Annotated in this window: 16 protein-coding genes; 6 read left to right on the forward strand and 10 right to left on the reverse strand. The window is 61.7% G+C overall.

Going from position 1 to position 16,267, the window contains the following annotated elements; genetic code table 11:
• The first annotated feature begins 6 nt into the window (after positions 1-6).
• The 6 genes from ACTNDJ_RS05635 (at position 7) to gyrA (ending at position 9,717) form a co-directional block, all read left to right on the forward strand.
• Positions 7-1,710: a DnaA ATPase domain-containing protein gene (locus ACTNDJ_RS05635; RefSeq protein ID WP_441063280.1), complete on the forward strand. Its 1,704-nt coding sequence runs from the start codon at positions 7-9 to the stop codon at positions 1,708-1,710.
• A gap of 238 nt (positions 1,711-1,948) precedes the next feature.
• Positions 1,949-3,052 carry a DNA polymerase III subunit beta gene (gene dnaN, locus ACTNDJ_RS05640; protein WP_427748154.1) on the forward strand — a complete coding sequence of 368 codons (1,104 nt, stop codon included), beginning with the start codon at positions 1,949-1,951 and terminating at the stop codon, positions 3,050-3,052.
• 9 nt (positions 3,053-3,061) lie between these two features.
• Complete coding sequence (gene recF / locus ACTNDJ_RS05645; RefSeq protein WP_441063278.1) at positions 3,062-4,168, forward strand: DNA replication/repair protein RecF; 1,107 nt, start codon at positions 3,062-3,064, stop codon at positions 4,166-4,168.
• A complete protein-coding gene (locus tag ACTNDJ_RS05650) occupies positions 4,155-4,718 on the forward strand; it encodes a DciA family protein (RefSeq protein WP_427795194.1) in 564 nt (187 codons plus the stop codon). The genes recF and ACTNDJ_RS05650 overlap by 14 nt, the downstream gene beginning before the upstream one ends.
• Before the next feature lie 104 nt (positions 4,719-4,822).
• Positions 4,823-6,853 carry a DNA topoisomerase (ATP-hydrolyzing) subunit B gene (gene gyrB, locus ACTNDJ_RS05655; RefSeq protein ID WP_427717924.1) on the forward strand — a complete coding sequence of 677 codons (2,031 nt, stop codon included), beginning with the start codon at positions 4,823-4,825 and terminating at the stop codon, positions 6,851-6,853.
• Between the two features lie 209 nt (positions 6,854-7,062).
• On the forward strand, positions 7,063-9,717 hold the full coding sequence (gene gyrA, locus ACTNDJ_RS05660; RefSeq protein ID WP_441063300.1) for a DNA gyrase subunit A: 2,655 nt from the start codon (positions 7,063-7,065) through the stop codon (positions 9,715-9,717).
• A 148-nt stretch (positions 9,718-9,865) separates the two neighbouring features.
• On the opposite strand, the gene ACTNDJ_RS05665 is transcribed toward gyrA, so the two are convergent.
• The 10 genes from ACTNDJ_RS05665 to ACTNDJ_RS05710 form a co-directional block, all read right to left on the reverse strand.
• Positions 9,866-10,810, reverse strand: a complete 945-nt coding sequence (locus ACTNDJ_RS05665) for an IS3 family transposase (protein ID WP_441083430.1) — start codon at positions 10,808-10,810, stop codon at positions 9,866-9,868.
• The gene (locus tag ACTNDJ_RS05670; RefSeq protein ID WP_441063273.1) at positions 10,738-11,055 is read right to left on the reverse strand and encodes a helix-turn-helix domain-containing protein; all 318 of its coding nucleotides are present in this window, start codon (positions 11,053-11,055) and stop codon (positions 10,738-10,740) included. The genes ACTNDJ_RS05665 and ACTNDJ_RS05670 overlap by 73 nt, the downstream gene beginning before the upstream one ends.
• 2 nt (positions 11,056-11,057) lie before the next feature.
• Positions 11,058-11,228 (reverse strand): hypothetical protein, encoded by a 171-nt coding sequence (locus ACTNDJ_RS05675; RefSeq protein WP_441063272.1) that lies wholly within the window; start codon positions 11,226-11,228, stop codon positions 11,058-11,060.
• 84 nt (positions 11,229-11,312) lie between these two features.
• Positions 11,313-12,386: a type IV pilus twitching motility protein PilT gene (locus ACTNDJ_RS05680; protein ID WP_441063269.1), complete on the reverse strand. Its 1,074-nt coding sequence runs from the start codon at positions 12,384-12,386 to the stop codon at positions 11,313-11,315.
• 17 nt (positions 12,387-12,403) lie between these two features.
• Positions 12,404-12,904 carry a hypothetical protein gene (locus tag ACTNDJ_RS05685; RefSeq protein WP_441063268.1) on the reverse strand — a complete coding sequence of 167 codons (501 nt, stop codon included), beginning with the start codon at positions 12,902-12,904 and terminating at the stop codon, positions 12,404-12,406.
• Positions 12,905-13,315, reverse strand: a complete 411-nt coding sequence (locus tag ACTNDJ_RS05690; protein WP_441063266.1) for a hypothetical protein — start codon at positions 13,313-13,315, stop codon at positions 12,905-12,907.
• A gap of 1 nt (position 13,316) precedes the next feature.
• Positions 13,317-13,856: a DUF4860 domain-containing protein gene (locus ACTNDJ_RS05695; RefSeq protein ID WP_441063264.1), complete on the reverse strand. Its 540-nt coding sequence runs from the start codon at positions 13,854-13,856 to the stop codon at positions 13,317-13,319.
• The gene (locus ACTNDJ_RS05700; RefSeq protein ID WP_441083431.1) at positions 13,853-14,119 is read right to left on the reverse strand and encodes a hypothetical protein; all 267 of its coding nucleotides are present in this window, start codon (positions 14,117-14,119) and stop codon (positions 13,853-13,855) included. The genes ACTNDJ_RS05695 and ACTNDJ_RS05700 overlap by 4 nt, the downstream gene beginning before the upstream one ends.
• 74 nt (positions 14,120-14,193) lie before the next feature.
• Positions 14,194-15,246 carry a type II secretion system F family protein gene (locus ACTNDJ_RS05705; protein ID WP_441063261.1) on the reverse strand — a complete coding sequence of 351 codons (1,053 nt, stop codon included), beginning with the start codon at positions 15,244-15,246 and terminating at the stop codon, positions 14,194-14,196.
• 31 nt (positions 15,247-15,277) lie between these two features.
• Positions 15,278-16,210 carry a transglutaminase-like domain-containing protein gene (locus ACTNDJ_RS05710; protein WP_441063260.1) on the reverse strand — a complete coding sequence of 311 codons (933 nt, stop codon included), beginning with the start codon at positions 16,208-16,210 and terminating at the stop codon, positions 15,278-15,280.
• Positions 16,211-16,267 lie beyond the last annotated feature (57 nt).

Here is a 16,267-nt window from a genome sequence, read left to right on the forward strand (position 1 = left end):
GAGACAGTGGACGAGGAAGCAAGCATCATCCTGGAGGATGCCATCGCCTTTTGCCAGCGCGACGGCCAAGATGCACGCCTCATCAACATGTTGGGGCAATCGCGTGCCGTGAGCTTGACCGAGGACACCTTGACCATCGAGGCACCGTCGCGCTTTGCCATTGCGCAGCTCAAAAAGCACCAGCCGACTATCGAGCACTACCTAGAAGAGATTGCCTTTGCGCCGATCGCGCTCAACATCGTGGCCCCGCAGGGTCCCACGACAGGCGCCACAGGGGCGGCACCCGTCACTCCCCCTTTGACGACCGTCGCCCCCGTGGCGGCTCCGGAGACCAATGCGAGCGATGTTTCCCGTGAAACCATGCCCCACGCAACAGCCGTGCCGGTAGCAACCGCTCCCAGTGTTTCGCACATGCCCGTCGCGCACGACGCGACGCCGGGCGAAGAACCGGGCGTCGCGATCAAAAACACGCTGTCGGCCGACGATTTCCGCCGCATGATGAATCAGATGAAGGGCGTGGCACCCGCCAAGAGCGCAAAACCAGTCTCGACATCGCCTGTGAGCGTGCCTGCGGCTGCGGCGCCGGGCGAGCAGAACGCCGATGGCGCGCCCCTCGTGGCCAACTCAAAATTCACCTTCGAAAACTTTGTCTACGGCCCCGAAAACAGCCACGCCTATCGTTCGGCGCTTAAATTCGCCGCACTCGCAGACGAACGCGGTACTTGCACATCCCTGTTCATCTATGGCAAATCGGGCTTGGGCAAGACCCACCTGCTGCTCGCCATCAAAAACGAGCTCGCCGAGAAGTCGCCCGAGATCAAAGTGAAATACGCCAACTCACAGGCATACATCGATGATCTGATGACAGAATTCGACCGCCAAAAGAAGAGTAACGCTCCCATCATGCAGGCATACCACGGCGTGGACGTGCTCATCATCGATGACATCCAAAACATCATCGGCAAGCGCGCGAGCGTGGATTACTTTTTCCAGCTCATGGACGAGTTTATCCGCAACAACAAGAAGGTCGTGATTGCCGCAGACCGTGCGCCCAAGGACCTGAACATGGACGAGCGCCTGACCAGCCGCTTTAACGCCGGCATGCTCTGCTTGGTAGCAGAGCCCAGCTACGAGATGAAGTACAAGATTCTGCAGCGCTATTACGAGAACACGATCGCGGCGGTGCCCGAGGCGGGCGACGACTCGCTGCTGGCGGTCTACGGTGGCGACAGCGGACATCTAACTGACGAGCACTTTAAACACATGGCGGAGGTATCGGGCACCAACATCCGTGAGCTCGAGAGCTTCTGCGAGCGCTGCGCCGGGGAGGCGGGCGACCGCGAGCGCGAGGGTAGCGAGCTGAGCTTCGACGACATCGATGCCATCGCCAGCCAGTACTTCGACACGTCGGCCAAAAAGATCAACGTGCAGACAGTTCAGTCTGTTATCGAGGAGCAGTACGGCGTGACGCATGAGGAGCTCATTGGTCCGCGCCGCAATGCCAATATCGCCAAGGCGCGCCATATCGCCATCTACCTAGCGATCGAGATGTGCGAGATGACAACCACCGCCGTGGGTGCGGAGTTTGGCAACCGCAACCACTCGACCGTCAGCACGAGCTACAAAAAAGTCCAGAAGATGATCCAGGAAGACCGGACCGTGACCGAGGACCTCAAATCGCTACGAGACAAAATTACACTGCGCTCGTAGGGAAATAGGCACACCTGTTGAAAACTTGTCGAAACCGCGGGCATAAGGTGTCTAAAACCCAGCCCGCTCCGATGAAAAGTTTTGCGCAGGTTTTGAACGTGGAAAACGACCCCTGTTGCACACAGGGAACTGTCGATTCTCTTTTTGGGTTTGACCTGCATGTTTGGGAGTAATCAACAGTTTCGTCAGTACTATTACTATTATTAAGATATTTATATCTATAGAAAGGTATTAAAAGATGAAGTTCACCGTCAGCCAGAGCTCGCTTACGCAAGCAATCGGCGTCGTCATGAAGGGTGTCGCTTCGGCATCCACCCTCCCTATTCTGTCGGGCGTGCTCATCAAGGCACAAGACGGCATCTTGGAATTCCAGACCTCTAACTACACTATCTCGATTCGTCACCGCATCGCGGCACATGTGGAAGAGGAAGGTGAGATGGTAATCCCCTGCAAGATGCTCTCCAACATCACCAAGACCCTTCCCGATGCCCCAGTTACCTTTGAGCTTTCGGAGCGCCAGGTGCTGATCGGTTGCGAGAAGAGTTCCTTCCGCCTGAATACGCTCGATGCCAACGATTTCCCCGAGTTCCCGGCCTATGCCATCGAGAGCGCCGTTGAGCTCCCGACCGACATTCTGTCCGAGATGGTCAGCCGCGTGTGGCGCGTCACCTCGACCGACAAGGCCCGCCCCATCCTGGGCGGTGTGCATATGAGAGTCGAAAACAACACCGTGCGCCTGGTGGCGACCGACTCCTTCCGTCTGGCCGTGTGCGATACGCAGGTGGAGACCTCGACGCTCGAGGGCTCCTTTGAGCTCAACGTGCCGGCCGATGCCTTCAACGACGCCCTGAGCATCATGGCGAGCCAGGCGACCATTATGATCGGTGCCACCGACACCCAGGTTGTCTTTGAAGCCGGCAACACCACCTACGTGTCGCGCCGCATAGAGGGTGTGTATCCCAACTACAAGCAGCTCATCCCCGATTCGTGCGTAACGAGCGTCAAGATCGACGTGGCGGCTTTTAATGCCGCCCTCAAGCGCGTGGCGGTCATCGCGAGCGCCAACCCCGCCGTCAAGTTTGAGATCGATGTCGAGAACGGCCAGATGGGCCTGTCCTCCATCTCCAATGACCAGGATCTGGCGCAGGAGACGATCGATGTCGAGGCTGAGGGCGAGTCGGGTACCATTGCCTTTAACTACCACTACATCTTTGGCTGTCTCAACGCCCTGTCCAAGGAGAAGGAGATCACGCTGGAGCTCAAGAGCTACTCGCAGGCCGGCATCTTTAAGTCCTACGACAAGATCAACTATCTGTACCTGGTCATGCCGGTGCGCATCTAGCGGCGCCCTATGGCCATGTTCGCCCGCGATCTTTCCGTCGCGCGCTACCGCAGCTTCGATAGCTATCGCCTGGAACTGAGCGATGGCGTGACGGTGCTCGCGGGGCCCAACGCGGCGGGAAAGACCAACCTCATAGAGGCGCTGCAGCTGCTAACGAGCGGCACCTCGTTTAGGCATTCCACTGCCGTCGAGCTTGTGCACGACGGCACGGGTTTGTGCAAGGCCGAGCTTAGGCTCGAGGGCGATGGCCGCGTGCTGGACATGGGCCTATGCGTGGAGGACGGTAAGCGTTCGTTTAGCCGCAACGGCAAGCGATGTGCCGCCTCTGGTGTGCGCGGCGTGCTGCCGAGTGTTTTGTTCTGCCCCGATCATCTGGATATGGTTAAGCGCGGTGCCAGCGTGCGTCGCGCCGCGCTCGACGACTTTGGTGTGCAGCTGAGCGCCCGCTATGCCGATCTGGCAAGCGCCTACGGCCGCTGCGTGACGCAGCGCAACGCCCTGCTCAAAGAGACATGGTGCTGCCGTGAGATGCTCGGTGCGTGGAATGAGTCGATTGCCCGCGCCGGATCGGCCCTGCTGGTGCACCGCTTAGCCTTGCTCGATCGCTTGGATGCCCACGTGCGCAATGCCTACGGGCTGGTTGCGTCCGGGGAGGAGGCCGATGTGGCCTATGCGTCCACGTTGGGGGAGCTGCCCCAGACCGATGACCGCGAGGAGCTGAGGGGCTGGGCATACGAGCACATGCTCGCGGCGCTCGACGAGCGCGCCGACGAGGAAATCCGCCGCGGCGTGACACTCGTGGGTCCGCACCGCGACGAGATTGAGTTTTCGGTCGCCGGCCGCTCGGCTCGCTCGTTTGCCAGTCAGGGTCAGCAACGTACGTTGGTTCTGGCTTGGAAGGTGGCCGAGGTGGCCGTAGCCCGCGATATTCTGGGTACCGCCCCGCTGCTGCTTTTGGATGACGTGATGAGCGAGCTCGACGGCGATCGCCGCGCCGCTTTTTTGCAGCTGATCGGCGACGACATCCAGACAGTCATAACCACCACCAATTTGGGATACTTTACCGATGAGTTACTTGATCGAGCCAAGGTGGTGAGCATGGGTGAGGCATGCTAATTACGAGCGTGAGAACGGCACGGCTGCCTTCAGTGACTTTTTGGGTGCCGAGCGCCAGCGCATCTTGGCGTCGGCTACGCCCGAGCGTCGTGCGCAAATGGAGGCCGCCGAGGAATCGCGTACGGTCTACCGTGCTTGGAACGCGGTGTGCTCGGGCACGCGCGAGGGCCGGCACGTGACGGGGCTACGTTATCTTCCCGAGTCCAACGAGCTGCTGGTGTATCTCGATTCGCCCTCGTGGACACAGGAGATGACACTTTTGCGCGAGATAATCCGCGCACGCATGGAGCGTGCCGGCGCGCATGTGGATGGCCTGGTATTTAAGACGACCCGCCCCGGCCACACGCCGCCCGCGGCAAAAGAGCGCCTGCGCCCGGTCGCGCCCCCGCGCCCGCCCGCGCCGCATGCCGACCTGAATGAAGCCGAGCGCGCCGAGATCGAGCGCCAGGTGTCGCCCATCGAAGACCAAAAACTGCGTGAGGCCCTCCAGAACGCCATGAGGGCCAGTGCCGAGTGGGCCAAGGGCGTGCAGAGCAAAAAAGAGTCTTAAATCGCATCTGGTGGCCTTGTATAGGCAAATACCCTCGTCCCCGAGGGTATTTTTTACGATAAAATAGTAAGGCTATACAGATTTTCTTAACCGAAGGAGGACGTGTGGCAAACGAAAACGATTACGATGGCGGCGAAATTAAGATCCTCGAGGGTCTCGAAGCCGTCCGTAAGCGCCCGGGCATGTATATCGGCTCGACGAGCGCCAGCGGTCTGCACCACCTGGTGTGGGAGATCGTTGACAACTCCGTCGACGAGGCCATGGCCGGTTTCTGCACCGAGATTCAGGTGACGGTCCACGCCGACAACTCCATTACGGTCGTCGATAACGGGCGCGGCATCCCCGTCGACGAGCACCCTGTCAAAAAGATTCCGACGCTCGAGGTCGTCATGACGATCCTTCACGCCGGCGGTAAGTTCGATAACTCGGCCTATAAGGTTTCCGGCGGCCTGCACGGCGTGGGCATCTCCGTTGTCAACGCCCTGTCCAAGCGCGTGGTCGTGCAGGTGCGCCGCGACGGCAATATCTACGAGATGGAATTCTCTCGTGGCAAGACCGTCAAGAAGATGGAGGTCGTGGGCACCTCGGATTCGACGGGCACCACCGTCTCCTTCTGGCCCGACGACGAGATCTTCGAGACCTGCGTCTACGATTTCGATACACTGCACAATCGTCTGCAAGAGACGGCGTTTCTCAACAAGAACCTCAAGATCGTGCTGACTGACGAGCGTGAGGCGGCTCCCCGCGTGGAGGAGTTTTGCTACGAGGGCGGCATCATCGACTTCGTCAAGTTCCTCAACGACGGCAAGGACGTCCCCGAGGCCTTTAAGGAGCCCATCTACATTGAGGGCAAATCGGACCCGGATGCGCCCGTGGCCAAGATGGGCGAGGTCGAGGTGTCCCTGCAGTGGAACGCCGGTTATGGCGAGAACGTCATGTCATTTGCCAACGACATCTACACCCCCGAGGGCGGCATGCACCTCGAGGGCTTCCGCACCGCCCTCACCCGCGTGATTAACGATTACGCCCGCAAGCAGAACCTGCTTAAGGAGAAAGAGGCCAACCTGAGCGGTGACGACGTGCGCGAGGGTCTCTCGGCCGTCATCTCGGTCAAGCTGCCCGATCCGCAGTTTGAGGGCCAGACCAAGGCCAAGCTCGGTAGTTCCTACATGCGCGCGCTTACGCTCAAGATTGTGACCGACGGTCTTGCCGACTACCTTGAGGAGCACCCCAAGCCCGCCCGCGAGATCGTCAAGAAGGCGCAGCAGGCCTGCAAGGCCCGCAACGCCGCCCGCAAGGCGCGCGAGGCGACCCGTCGCAAGAGCCTGCTCGAGACGGCGTCGCTGCCCGGCAAACTTGCCGACTGCTCGGTGCGCGATGCCGAGCTGACCGAGCTCTTCATCGTAGAGGGAGACTCGGCAGGCGGTTCGGCCAAGGACGGCCGCCGCCGAGACATCCAGGCGATTCTGCCCCTGCGCGGCAAGATTCTGAACGTCGAGCGCGTGGGTGACCATCGTGCGTTCTCGAGCGACACCATCCAGTCGCTGATCACCGCGATCGGTTGCGGCGTCACGACGAGCGCCGGCGACGGCGGCGACTTCGATATCACCAAGGCGCGCTACCACAAGATCATCATCATGACCGATGCAGATGTCGACGGTGCGCATATCCGCATCCTGCTGCTGACGTTCTTCTACAAGTACATGCGTCCGCTGATCGATGCCGGCTATGTCTATGTTGCCTGCCCGCCCATCTTTGGCATTAAGGTGCGCAACAAGATCCACTACGTGTATCCCAACGGCCGACAGCCCGAAGACGAGATTCTGCGCGACACCATTCAGAGCCTGGGCCTGAACCCCGACGACAACGACGAGGACGGCAAGGCCAAGGATGGCAAGATCACCAAGAAGCGCAAGGGCTATACCGTCCAGCGCTACAAGGGCCTGGGTGAGATGGACCCCAAGCAGCTTGCCTCGACGACGATGGACCCCAAGACCCGCATTTTGCAGCGCGTGACGATCGAGGATGCCGTGGTGGCGGACCGTGCCGTACGCGAGCTCATGGGTTCCGAGGTGGGCTATCGCCGCGAGTACATTGAAAAACACGCGCATGATGCACGCTTCTTAGATGCCTAACCTGTTCGGCTTTCCCAGCCACCGCACCTTCGCCCTCAATCGTCGGTCGCGTACCCAAGTACGCTTCCCTCCTCTTTCGGGCGAATCTGCGGCACCTGGAAAAGCCGTCTCCGTGGTAGGGAACTAATGGACCACGCAAACCATGAGGAGGTAACGTGGCAGACGATATCAACAACAACGAGGGTGTGGACGAGGCCGGCGACGCCGGTATGCCCGATGATCTGAAGCGCCTGCTCGCCCGCGCCGAGCAGGGCGAGGACGGCGATCCGGATTCCTACAACCCCGATGTCGAGGATGAAGAGGAAGAGGATGACGACGCCGAGCTCGAGGAGAGCTTTGGCGCGGTCGATCGCGGCGCCTCGGCCGGCGAGGACATCAACGGCGGCCAGCTCCAGATTTCGGAGTTTGGCCGCGAGATGAAGCAGTCGTTTATCGAGTACTCGATGTCGGTCATTACGGCACGCGCCCTGCCGGACGTGCGCGACGGCTTAAAGCCGGTGCACCGCCGCATCCTGTACGCCATGAACGAGAGCGGCATCTACCCCAACCGCCCGCACAAGAAGTCGGCCTGGACGGTCGGCGAAGTTATCGGTAAGTACCATCCCCACGGCGACTCCGCGGTCTATGAGACCATGGTTCGTCTGGCGCAGTGGTTCTCCATGCGCACGCCGCTTATCGACGGCCACGGCAACTTTGGCAACATCGACGGCGACGGTGCCGCAGCTATGCGTTACACCGAGAGCCGTCTGGCAAAGCCCGCCATGGAGCTGCTCCGCGACCTGCAGAAGGATACCGTCGACTGGCAGCCCAACTACGACGAGTCGCTCGCCGAGCCCGTGGTACTGCCCGCACGCTTCCCCAACCTGCTGGTTAACGGCAGCCAAGGCATCGCTGTAGGCATGGCCACCAATATCGCCCCGCATAATCTCACCGAGGCGATCGAGGCCACCTGCTACCTGATCGACAACCCCGACGCCACCGTCGACGAGCTCATGCAGATTATGCCCGGCCCGGACTTTCCCACCGGTGCCATCATCATGGGTAGCGCCGGCATTAGGCAGAGCTACGAGACCGGCCGCGGTTCCATCACCGTGCGTGCCAAGGCCCATGTGGAGTCCACCAAGACCGGCCGCAGCCGCCTGGTCTTTACCGAGATTCCCTACATGGTCAACAAGGGCACCCTGCAGGAGAAAATCGCCCAGCTCGTAAACGACAAGCGCATCGAGGGCATCTCGGACATGCGCGACGAGTCCAACCAAAAGGGCATCCGTCTGGTCATTGAGCTCAAGAAGGGCGTTATCCCGCAGGTCGTACTTAACAACCTGTATAAGTACACCTCGCTGCAGACCACCTTTGGTGCCAACAATCTGGCGCTCGTCAATGGCGTTCCCAAATGCCTGAGCCTGCGCGAGATGCTGCAGCACTACATTGACCACCAGGTCGACGTAGTCACCCGCCGCACCCACTTTGACCTTAAAAAGGCCCAGGCCCGTGCACATATCCTTGAGGGCTACCTTATGGCCCTCGACCATATCGACGAGGTCATTAGCATCATCCGCTCCTCGCAGACCGATGACGAGGCCAGCAGCCGCCTGATTGAGCGTTTTGGCTTTACGCCCGAGCAGACCACGGCCATCCTCGAGATGAAGCTGCGTCGCCTGACCGGCCTGGAGCGGGACAAGATCCAGGAAGAGCTGGACGGCCTGCGCCGTGCTATCGCCTACTACGAGGACCTGCTGACGCACGAGGAGAAGATTCTGGGCGTCATCAAGGAAGAGATGCGCGAGATCTCCAAGAAGTTTGGCGACAAGCGCCGCACCGAGATCAGCCAGGTCGAGAAGGATCTGGACGTCGAGGACCTCATCGCCGACGAGGACATGGTCGTGACGATCACCCACACCGGCTATGTGAAGCGTATCCCGGTGGCCGCTTACCGCGCCCAGAAGCGCGGCGGCAAGGGCGTGTCGGGCGTCAACCTTAAAGAGGACGACGTTATCGACGAGATGTTTATCGCGTCCACCCACGAGTATGTGCTGTTCTTCTCGAGCAAGGGCAAGGTCTACCGTCTGAAGGTGCACGAGCTGCCGGTTGGTACGCGCCAGGCGCGCGGCACCGCAATCGTCAACCTGCTTCCCTTTGAGGAGGGCGAGAAGATCGCGAGCGTCATTAGCTGTCGTGAGTTCCCCGCCGATGAGTACCTGATGTTTGCCACCAAGAACGGCATGGTCAAGAAGACCGTGATGAGCGCCTATGATCGCAGCCGCCGCGATGGCCTAATTGCTATCAACCTGAGGGACGACGACGCGCTGCTCGCCGTGCGCCGCGTGCGCGAGGGCGACAAGATCATCATGGCCACCACTGCGGGCAAGGCGATCATGTTCCCCGAGGACCAGGTTCGCGCTACCGGCCGCGACACCAGCGGTGTCCGCGGCATTGGCATGAAGGACGGCGCGAGTGTCTTGGGCATGGAGGTCACCAACGGCGAGGGCGACCTGTTTGTCATTACCGAGTGCGGCTACGGCAAGCGCACGCCGGTCTCGGATTATCCGGAGCAAAACCGCGGCGGCCAGGGTGTCTACACCATCCAGATGACCGAGCGCAAGGGCAACCTTGCGGCCATGAAGGCGGTCGGCCCGCAGCACGAGCTGTTTATCGTGACGGAGGGCGCGACGGTCATTCGCGTCAAGACCGACGAGATCAGCCAGACCGGTCGAACCACGCAGGGTGTCAAGATGATGACCGTCGACGACAACGACCGCGTATGCGCTGTGGCCCGTATGGATGCCACCAAGGAGAAGGACGCCGAGGGCGAGGATACGGCGGAGCCTACGGAAGACATTGTTGAGCCTATGCCCGAGGCATAAAAGAGCTTCTGACGCGGGGCATATAAGCCAAGATCGGGGCCGGGTGCAGTTCGAATGGACTGTGCCCGGCCCTTTTGTATCTCGTTAAAGAAAAAGCCCGCCCCCAGTGATGAACTGCGCCCCAAATCTTGGACGCCCTAAATAGCGACTAGGCCGCAAGGGCCTGATTCCGGAACTCCTCCGGGGTCAGGCCCTTCAATCTTACCTGCCTCCGGCTCGTGTTCCAGTGGACTATGTATTCCTCCAGGTCGCGTTTGAAATCCTCGAACGTCTCCCACTCGCGGCCCCTGTAGAACTCGTCCTTGACGTGGCCGAAGAGCTGCTCGGTGGCGGCATTGTCGATGCAGTTCGCCTTCCTGGACATGCTCTGGACGATGCCGGCGGCCTCGAGCCTGGATGTGTACGAGGCGTGCTGGTACTGCCAGCCCCGGTCCGAGTGCATGGTCGGGGCGGCGCCCTCGGGGATCTTGGGCAGCAGCTCGTCGAGCATCCTCGCCTGCTGGGCCATGTCGGGCGTGGTCGATATGTCGCTCGCCACGATCTCCTTGGTGCAGAAGTCCAGCGTCGGGGCCCAGTAGGCCTTACCGCCAGCCACCTTGAACTCGGTGACGTCCGTCCCCAGCTTCTGCCACGGGGCCCCGGCGTCGAAATCCCTCGCGATCACGTTCTCGAACGTTCTGCCGACGACGCCCCTGTACGAGTTGTACCTGTGGTAGGCCGTCTCGCGTCTGATCCCGCAGCGAATCCCCATCTCGCGCATCATCTTGAGCACGGTCTGGTTGGCTATCACGGCCCCCTCTTCCGCCCTGAGGCACATCGCTATCTGCCGGTGCCCGCAGCCGTTGGCGGTGCGCGAGAAGATCTCGGCGGCCGCCTCCCGGAGCTCGGGGCGCGTGGGCCTCGGCGGGTGCGCGAGGGCGTAGTAGTAGGTCGACCTCTTGAGCTCGGCGCATGCGAGCAGGTGCCCGAGTGCGTGCCCCTCGGCGCTCAGGGCCGCGACCGCTTCGGCCTTCGCCCTGGTCAGAGTCCGTCCCTCTCGACCAGGGCGCGTAATTTTTTTAGGTAGGCCACCCCGCCCTCGAGCCTGCGGCACCGCTCCTCGAGCTCCTCCTCGCGGGTCCGCGGCCTCGCCCTGGAACCGCTCGGCCGGCCCTTGGGCCTCGGGCGCAGGGCCTCCGCGCCGCCCCGGCGGTATAGCGCGTACCACTTCTTGAGCGGCGACATCGACATTATGCCGAACGCCGCCATCGCCTCGGTCTTCGTCATGCCGCCGTCGACGACGGCGGAGGCGGCGGCGACCTTCTGCTCGTATGTGTACCTGCCCTGCTTTCCGTCCATGCTCAGAGCACCTCGCTCCCGAACGCGCGGTATATCTCCTGCCATCTTCTCACGGCTTCCGCGGGAAGCGAAAGGGCAATCGCGGCAGATTTATACCCGTGCCCGAGCTCGAAGAGCCCTATGGCCGCCTTCCTGGCCTCGATGTCGTGCTTCACCCTCAAGTCGACGCGCATAAAGAAAGCCTCCCATTTCTCATGTCCAAGAAATGGGAGGCAGTTCATGACTGGAGGCGGGCTGTCTGCCTGCGATGCGGGTCTTTACATGCCCTCTGCTGCGAAGCGGCGTGCGAGGGCTTCCTGATGGTTTGCGTGCTGCAGGGCGACGTCTTTGGCGACGACGCCCTGTTTGACGACGTTGAACAGGGCCTGGTCCATGGTCTGCATGCCATACGCGCCGCCCGCAGCAATGACGGAATCGATCTGGTGGGACTTCTCTTCGCGGATTAGGTTGCGGATGGCGGTGTTCATGAGCATGACCTCGAACACCGGCGTGACGCCGCCGTCGACGGTGGGCACCAAACGCTGGCTCACGATGGCCTGGAGCACCATGGAGAGCTGGATACGGATCTGGCGCTGCTGGTTGGGCGGGAAGGCGTCGAGGATGCGCTCGACGGTGTCGGCCGCGCTGGTGGTGTGGAGCGTCGAGAGCACGAGCTGTGCCATTTCGGCGGCGGAAACGGCGGTGCTGATGGTATCGGGGTCACGCATCTCGCCCAGCAGGATTACATCGGGGCTCTCGCGCATGGCGGAGCGCAGTGCCTCGGCATAGGTGGCGATATCCATGGGGATCTCGCGCTGCGTGATGATGCAGTTGCCGTGACGGTGCACGTACTCGATGGGGTCCTCCATGGTGATGATGTGGCCCGAGCGCGTGTGGTTCATACGGTCGAGGATGCAGGCGAGGGTGGTCGACTTGCCCGAACCGGCGGCGCCGGTGACAAGAACCATGCCGCGGTTGAGGTTTGCGAGGCTGAGAACCGTCTCGGGGATCTGCATCTTGCGGGCATCGGGTAGGCCAAAGGGGATGACACGGATCACGGCGCCGAAGGAGCCGCGCTGGCGGAAAATGTTCACACGGAACCGTCCCACGCCGGCCACGGAGAAACTGAAGTCATCGTCGTGGTTGACGTTGCCATGGAACAGCTCGAAATCGCGCTCGGCGATTCTGTAGATGGCACGCACGGCGGCCTCGGTGTCTGCCGGCTTGAGTGCGGGCGAGTCACTGCGCACGTGGATGCCGCTCTTGGAGTAGGACAGGGGCAGCCCGGCGATAATGAAGACGTCGGACGCCTTGGCGTCGATCATCTGCTGAAGCAGTTCATTGAGTTGCATGGAGCTTCTCCTTGTCGCTAGTTGGATGAGCCGTTGCCGGACCAGAGGCCCTGCTGCTCGGACTCGTGGGTACTGGTTACTTTCCATTGCGTGATGGAGTAGGTGAGGTTGTCGCTCACCGTGACACGTGCGTCGAGGCGGTGCCCGTCGCTATCGCTTACGGTGAGCACGATGTCGGCGTCCTGGGCGGAGATGTCGACGGTGAGGTTCTTGTCCTTGCAGGTCGCGACCGCATCGGCCGCGATACTGCTGCCGACCGCCTCGATGTCCGCAGCGGCGGTCGAGGCGTTGCCCGTCGCGCCCTTGAGGTGCTCGTCGATGCCAGCGAGCGCAGCCTGACCGCAGCTCTCGAGCTCATAGGTGCCCGTGACGGATGCCGACTGGCGGCGCGACATGGCGTCTGCCGCGTTTGATGTGGTCACGCAAAGCATCGCCAATACGGCGAGCAGAAGCACGGATATGAGTGTGAGCAGGCTGATCGGTCCTATACGGACGCTCTTTGCGTTTTGTGCCGCCATCTACCTCGCCTCGCTCACGTAGCGCTGGGTGTCGAGCTCGTAGGCCTTCCCCGCATCGTCCGAGACGGTGATGTGAGCGTGCCAGAGCGTGCCGGCCTCGCGCTTATCCTTGGTAACCTTGGTCTTCACGGTAAAGCCGTCGCTCGTGCCATTGGCGATGCCGAGTCCTGTGCTCTCGCCGCCTTCGACGGCGGCGGGGTCGGCCGAGAACTCCTCGGCCGCGTTCTCGGCGACCGAGACGGCGCGACAGAGGCGGGAAGACGAGGCCGCGGTCTGGGTCGAGGCGGCGAAGAGCTGCGTGAACACCGCCATCGAAGCGACCAGCACCGCGAGCAGCGCGAGCGCCTCGATGATATAGGCCGTCGTTGCGCGCATGCGCCCGGACGGCGCGGAGCCGTTGTTTGCTGCCATGCTACTCGGCCTCCTCAAGATAGCGGAGGGCGACCTCGCAGGTGCCTTGGTCGGTGGTGACGGAGAGAAGCCCGTGCGAATAGGAGAACGAGAACGTCTTGGACGCCGTGACCTCGCTCGCCTTCTGAGGCGTATAGGCCGTGCCCGCGGGGCTGTATTCCTGCACCACGTGACCGTGGTAGAGGTAGAGACGCGTCTCGAACGTGCCGGTGTCGAGTGTCTCGACGATCACGAGCGCACGACCCTCGGGACCCTCACTCGTGGCGATGGCGCCCTTGGCATCGTTTGCGCGCACGATGTTCGAGATGAGTTCGAGCCCCTCGCGCCGTGCGACATTTTGTTCCTGGATGCCGCTGATGTTGCGGTAGACGGTGACGCCGGCGATCAGTGCGCCCAGCAGTGCCACAAAGAAGACACCCAGAAGGAGGACGGGGAATGCTCCCTGCGCCCGCGTACGTTTCTCGCTGCGCGCCGTAATCTGCGGCAGCCGCGACAGCGCCTCTACGCGGGAGAGGTTGTGATCGATATCGTTTGTGCTCATTGCGGTGTCACCACCACACTGGGCATCACGTTGCCGGCAAACCACTCGTAGGACACGACGTAGTCGTCTTCGTTGATGGTGAGGCCGTACTTCTGCTCAAGGTATTCGAGCGACGAGGGATAGCTGCCCTCGATTGCACAGCATTGTTTGGCGGCCACGAGCACGGAATCGCGCAGCGCCACGGCGCCCTGCTCGCGCGCGTTGGCGCGCACGGCGGAGAAGATCCCAAACGCCGCTGTCGCCAGCGCCACCACGAGCGCCACGACCGCGATCCTGCGGTTTCGGCGGCGCCTGATGTCTTTATCTGTCAATTCGTGGAACATAGCAGGCCGTCCGGTTATGCGATAGAGCCCATGATGCCGATAAGCGGCAGCATGACGGCGATCAGCGTGGCGCCCACGGCCACGGTCAGGAAAGCGGCGAGCGCGGGCTCGACGCGGTCGACGACGGCGTCGATCTGGGCGGTGGCGTCGTCAAAGAACGTCTCGGCGAGCGAAGCCAACACATCGTCAGCCGATCCTGCGTGCATCCCGACGGTGAGCATGCGGGCGTAGATGGGCTCGAAGATTTCGTGTTCGCTGATGGCCTGGGCCATGCTGCGGGGGTTTTGGATGTCCGCCATAGACGCGCCCGCGGCCTCGAGCTTTTTCTTGAGTTTGGGGTGGTCGACAGTTGCGGTGGCGCGCTCCATGGCGACTTCGTCCTGCACGCCCGAGGCCACAAAAGCGGCGAGCGCGTTGGTGAAGTGCGAGAGCGCCAGCTGGTACATGGTGCGCTTGGTCACGGGAACCTTCTCGAGCAGCTTGACCACGCGAATGCGGCCACTCTCGGTATACGTGAGTACCGAGAGGCAAAGCGCCGCGGCGGCGGCGACGAGCACCACAACGAGCGCGACCCAGCCGATGATGGCCGAGGCGCTCACCATCGAGAACGAGCCCGAGGTGAGCGAACCCGAGAGGTTGGCGTAAGCGCTGCTGAACGTGGGCTGGATGAGGATCACGGTGAAGGCGAGGATGCACTCCATGATCACGAGCAGGGCCGCCGGGTAACCCACGGCGCTGCGGAGCTTTGCGAACGTACGATCCTCGCTGTCGTAGTAATGTCCGAGGCTGCGGAGTGCACGCTCGGTGCGGCCTGAGACCTCGCCGATCTTCACCATCTCGATGGCATACGGCGGAAACGCCCCCGTACTCTCCATGGCACCGGCGAGACCCTCACCGGCGATGAGCTGGGTGTAGACCTTGTCGCAGACCGTTTTGAACGGCGATGCCTCGCGGTTCTCGACCAACATGTGCACGGCCTCGTCGACCTGGATGCCGGCCGCGAGCATGGTGGCCACGCTGTCGCAGAACGCGCTGATGGCGCTGCTTTCCAAGAGCTGATCGGCCATTTACTCTCCTGACGTTGCTAGATGGATGTTGTCAGTAAACATATCGGTCAGTATATTCCTTTCCGTCTCCCACGTTTTTATCGTCACCGCTCGCCGCGAAGGTGAGGTCCACGCGCGACCACGTTTTGGGCTCCACATCGAACGGCGCACTCTTCCACGTGCCATCGATATAGACCATGATCCAGGCGTGGTAAATACCGTCGGGCGAGACGTTGCCCGTGACGATTTTGGTGGGGATGCCGAGTGCTCGCAGCATAGCGGCACCCAGGCTCGCGTAGTCAAAGCAGACGCCCTTCTTGGTCTTGAGCGTCGAGTCGGGGTCGGGGATGTAGCCCGTGGCGTCTTTGAGCTGCGATGCCTTGGCGTCATCGTAGGAGATGTTCTCTACGATCCAGTTGCAAACGTCCTCGATGGCCTCGGCCTGCGTTTTTGCTTTCTTGGCGAGCTTGCGCGCTTGGGCGGTGGAGGCGCTTGCGTCGTCGAAGTCGCAGTAGATGTTGGGGCGGAGGAACGGTTCGAACTCGCTCGAGAGCTCGACGCTCGCTTGGGCGCTGAAAAGCTCCACGTAGTTTTCACCCGAGGTGTTCTGCATGATGCGAAAGCTGTATGGCCCGTCGCCCAGGCTCAGAGGGCACACAATGGGGGTGCCGTCCTGTGGAAGGTCGTAGATCATGGTGGCGTCGCCACAGGCGATCAGAAACTTGAGCCGGCTCGACGCCTGCGCGCTCGCACCCACGTAGCCGGATGCAACGGACGAGGTGTCGATGGCACATGTCCCCGAGGTTTCAGCGGCATTGGCGTCGAAGGTCGCCGTTGCCACGTGCTCGGGCATGCTGAACGCCGTGCCCGATACCTCATCTGAGATGGAGCCGCAGCCTGCAAGGTGGGTCGCGGCAAGGACCAGGGCAGCCGCGGCGAGGGCGACCTTCGTAAGGAAAGGGCTGTCGAAACTCAAGAACTTCATCGGTCTGAGTATAGCCCCTCCAGAGGGCTCATAACTGCAGCGCCAGACCGTTTGGGC

The sequence above is a fragment of the Collinsella sp. HCP3S3_D1 genome (genome assembly GCF_052064015.1).
Lineage (GTDB): Bacteria > Actinomycetota > Coriobacteriia > Coriobacteriales > Coriobacteriaceae > Collinsella.

Coding starts and splice junctions, on each gene's coding strand:
- ACTNDJ_RS05695 (WP_441063264.1), bottom strand. CDS start 13,856: ATGAGCACAAACGATATCGATCACAACCTCTCCCGCGTAGAGGCGCTG.
- dnaN (WP_427748154.1), top strand. CDS start 1,949: ATGAAGTTCACCGTCAGCCAGAGCTCGCTTACGCAAGCAATCGGCGTC.
- ACTNDJ_RS05670 (WP_441063273.1), bottom strand. CDS start 11,055: ATGGACGGAAAGCAGGGCAGGTACACATACGAGCAGAAGGTCGCCGCC.
- ACTNDJ_RS05705 (WP_441063261.1), bottom strand. CDS start 15,246: ATGGCCGATCAGCTCTTGGAAAGCAGCGCCATCAGCGCGTTCTGCGAC.
- recF (WP_441063278.1), top strand. CDS start 3,062: ATGGCCATGTTCGCCCGCGATCTTTCCGTCGCGCGCTACCGCAGCTTC.
- ACTNDJ_RS05710 (WP_441063260.1), bottom strand. CDS start 16,210: ATGAAGTTCTTGAGTTTCGACAGCCCTTTCCTTACGAAGGTCGCCCTC.
- ACTNDJ_RS05685 (WP_441063268.1), bottom strand. CDS start 12,904: ATGGCGGCACAAAACGCAAAGAGCGTCCGTATAGGACCGATCAGCCTG.
- gyrA (WP_441063300.1), top strand. CDS start 7,063: ATGCCCGATGATCTGAAGCGCCTGCTCGCCCGCGCCGAGCAGGGCGAG.
- ACTNDJ_RS05680 (WP_441063269.1), bottom strand. CDS start 12,386: ATGCAACTCAATGAACTGCTTCAGCAGATGATCGACGCCAAGGCGTCC.
- ACTNDJ_RS05690 (WP_441063266.1), bottom strand. CDS start 13,315: ATGGCAGCAAACAACGGCTCCGCGCCGTCCGGGCGCATGCGCGCAACG.
- ACTNDJ_RS05675 (WP_441063272.1), bottom strand. CDS start 11,228: ATGCGCGTCGACTTGAGGGTGAAGCACGACATCGAGGCCAGGAAGGCG.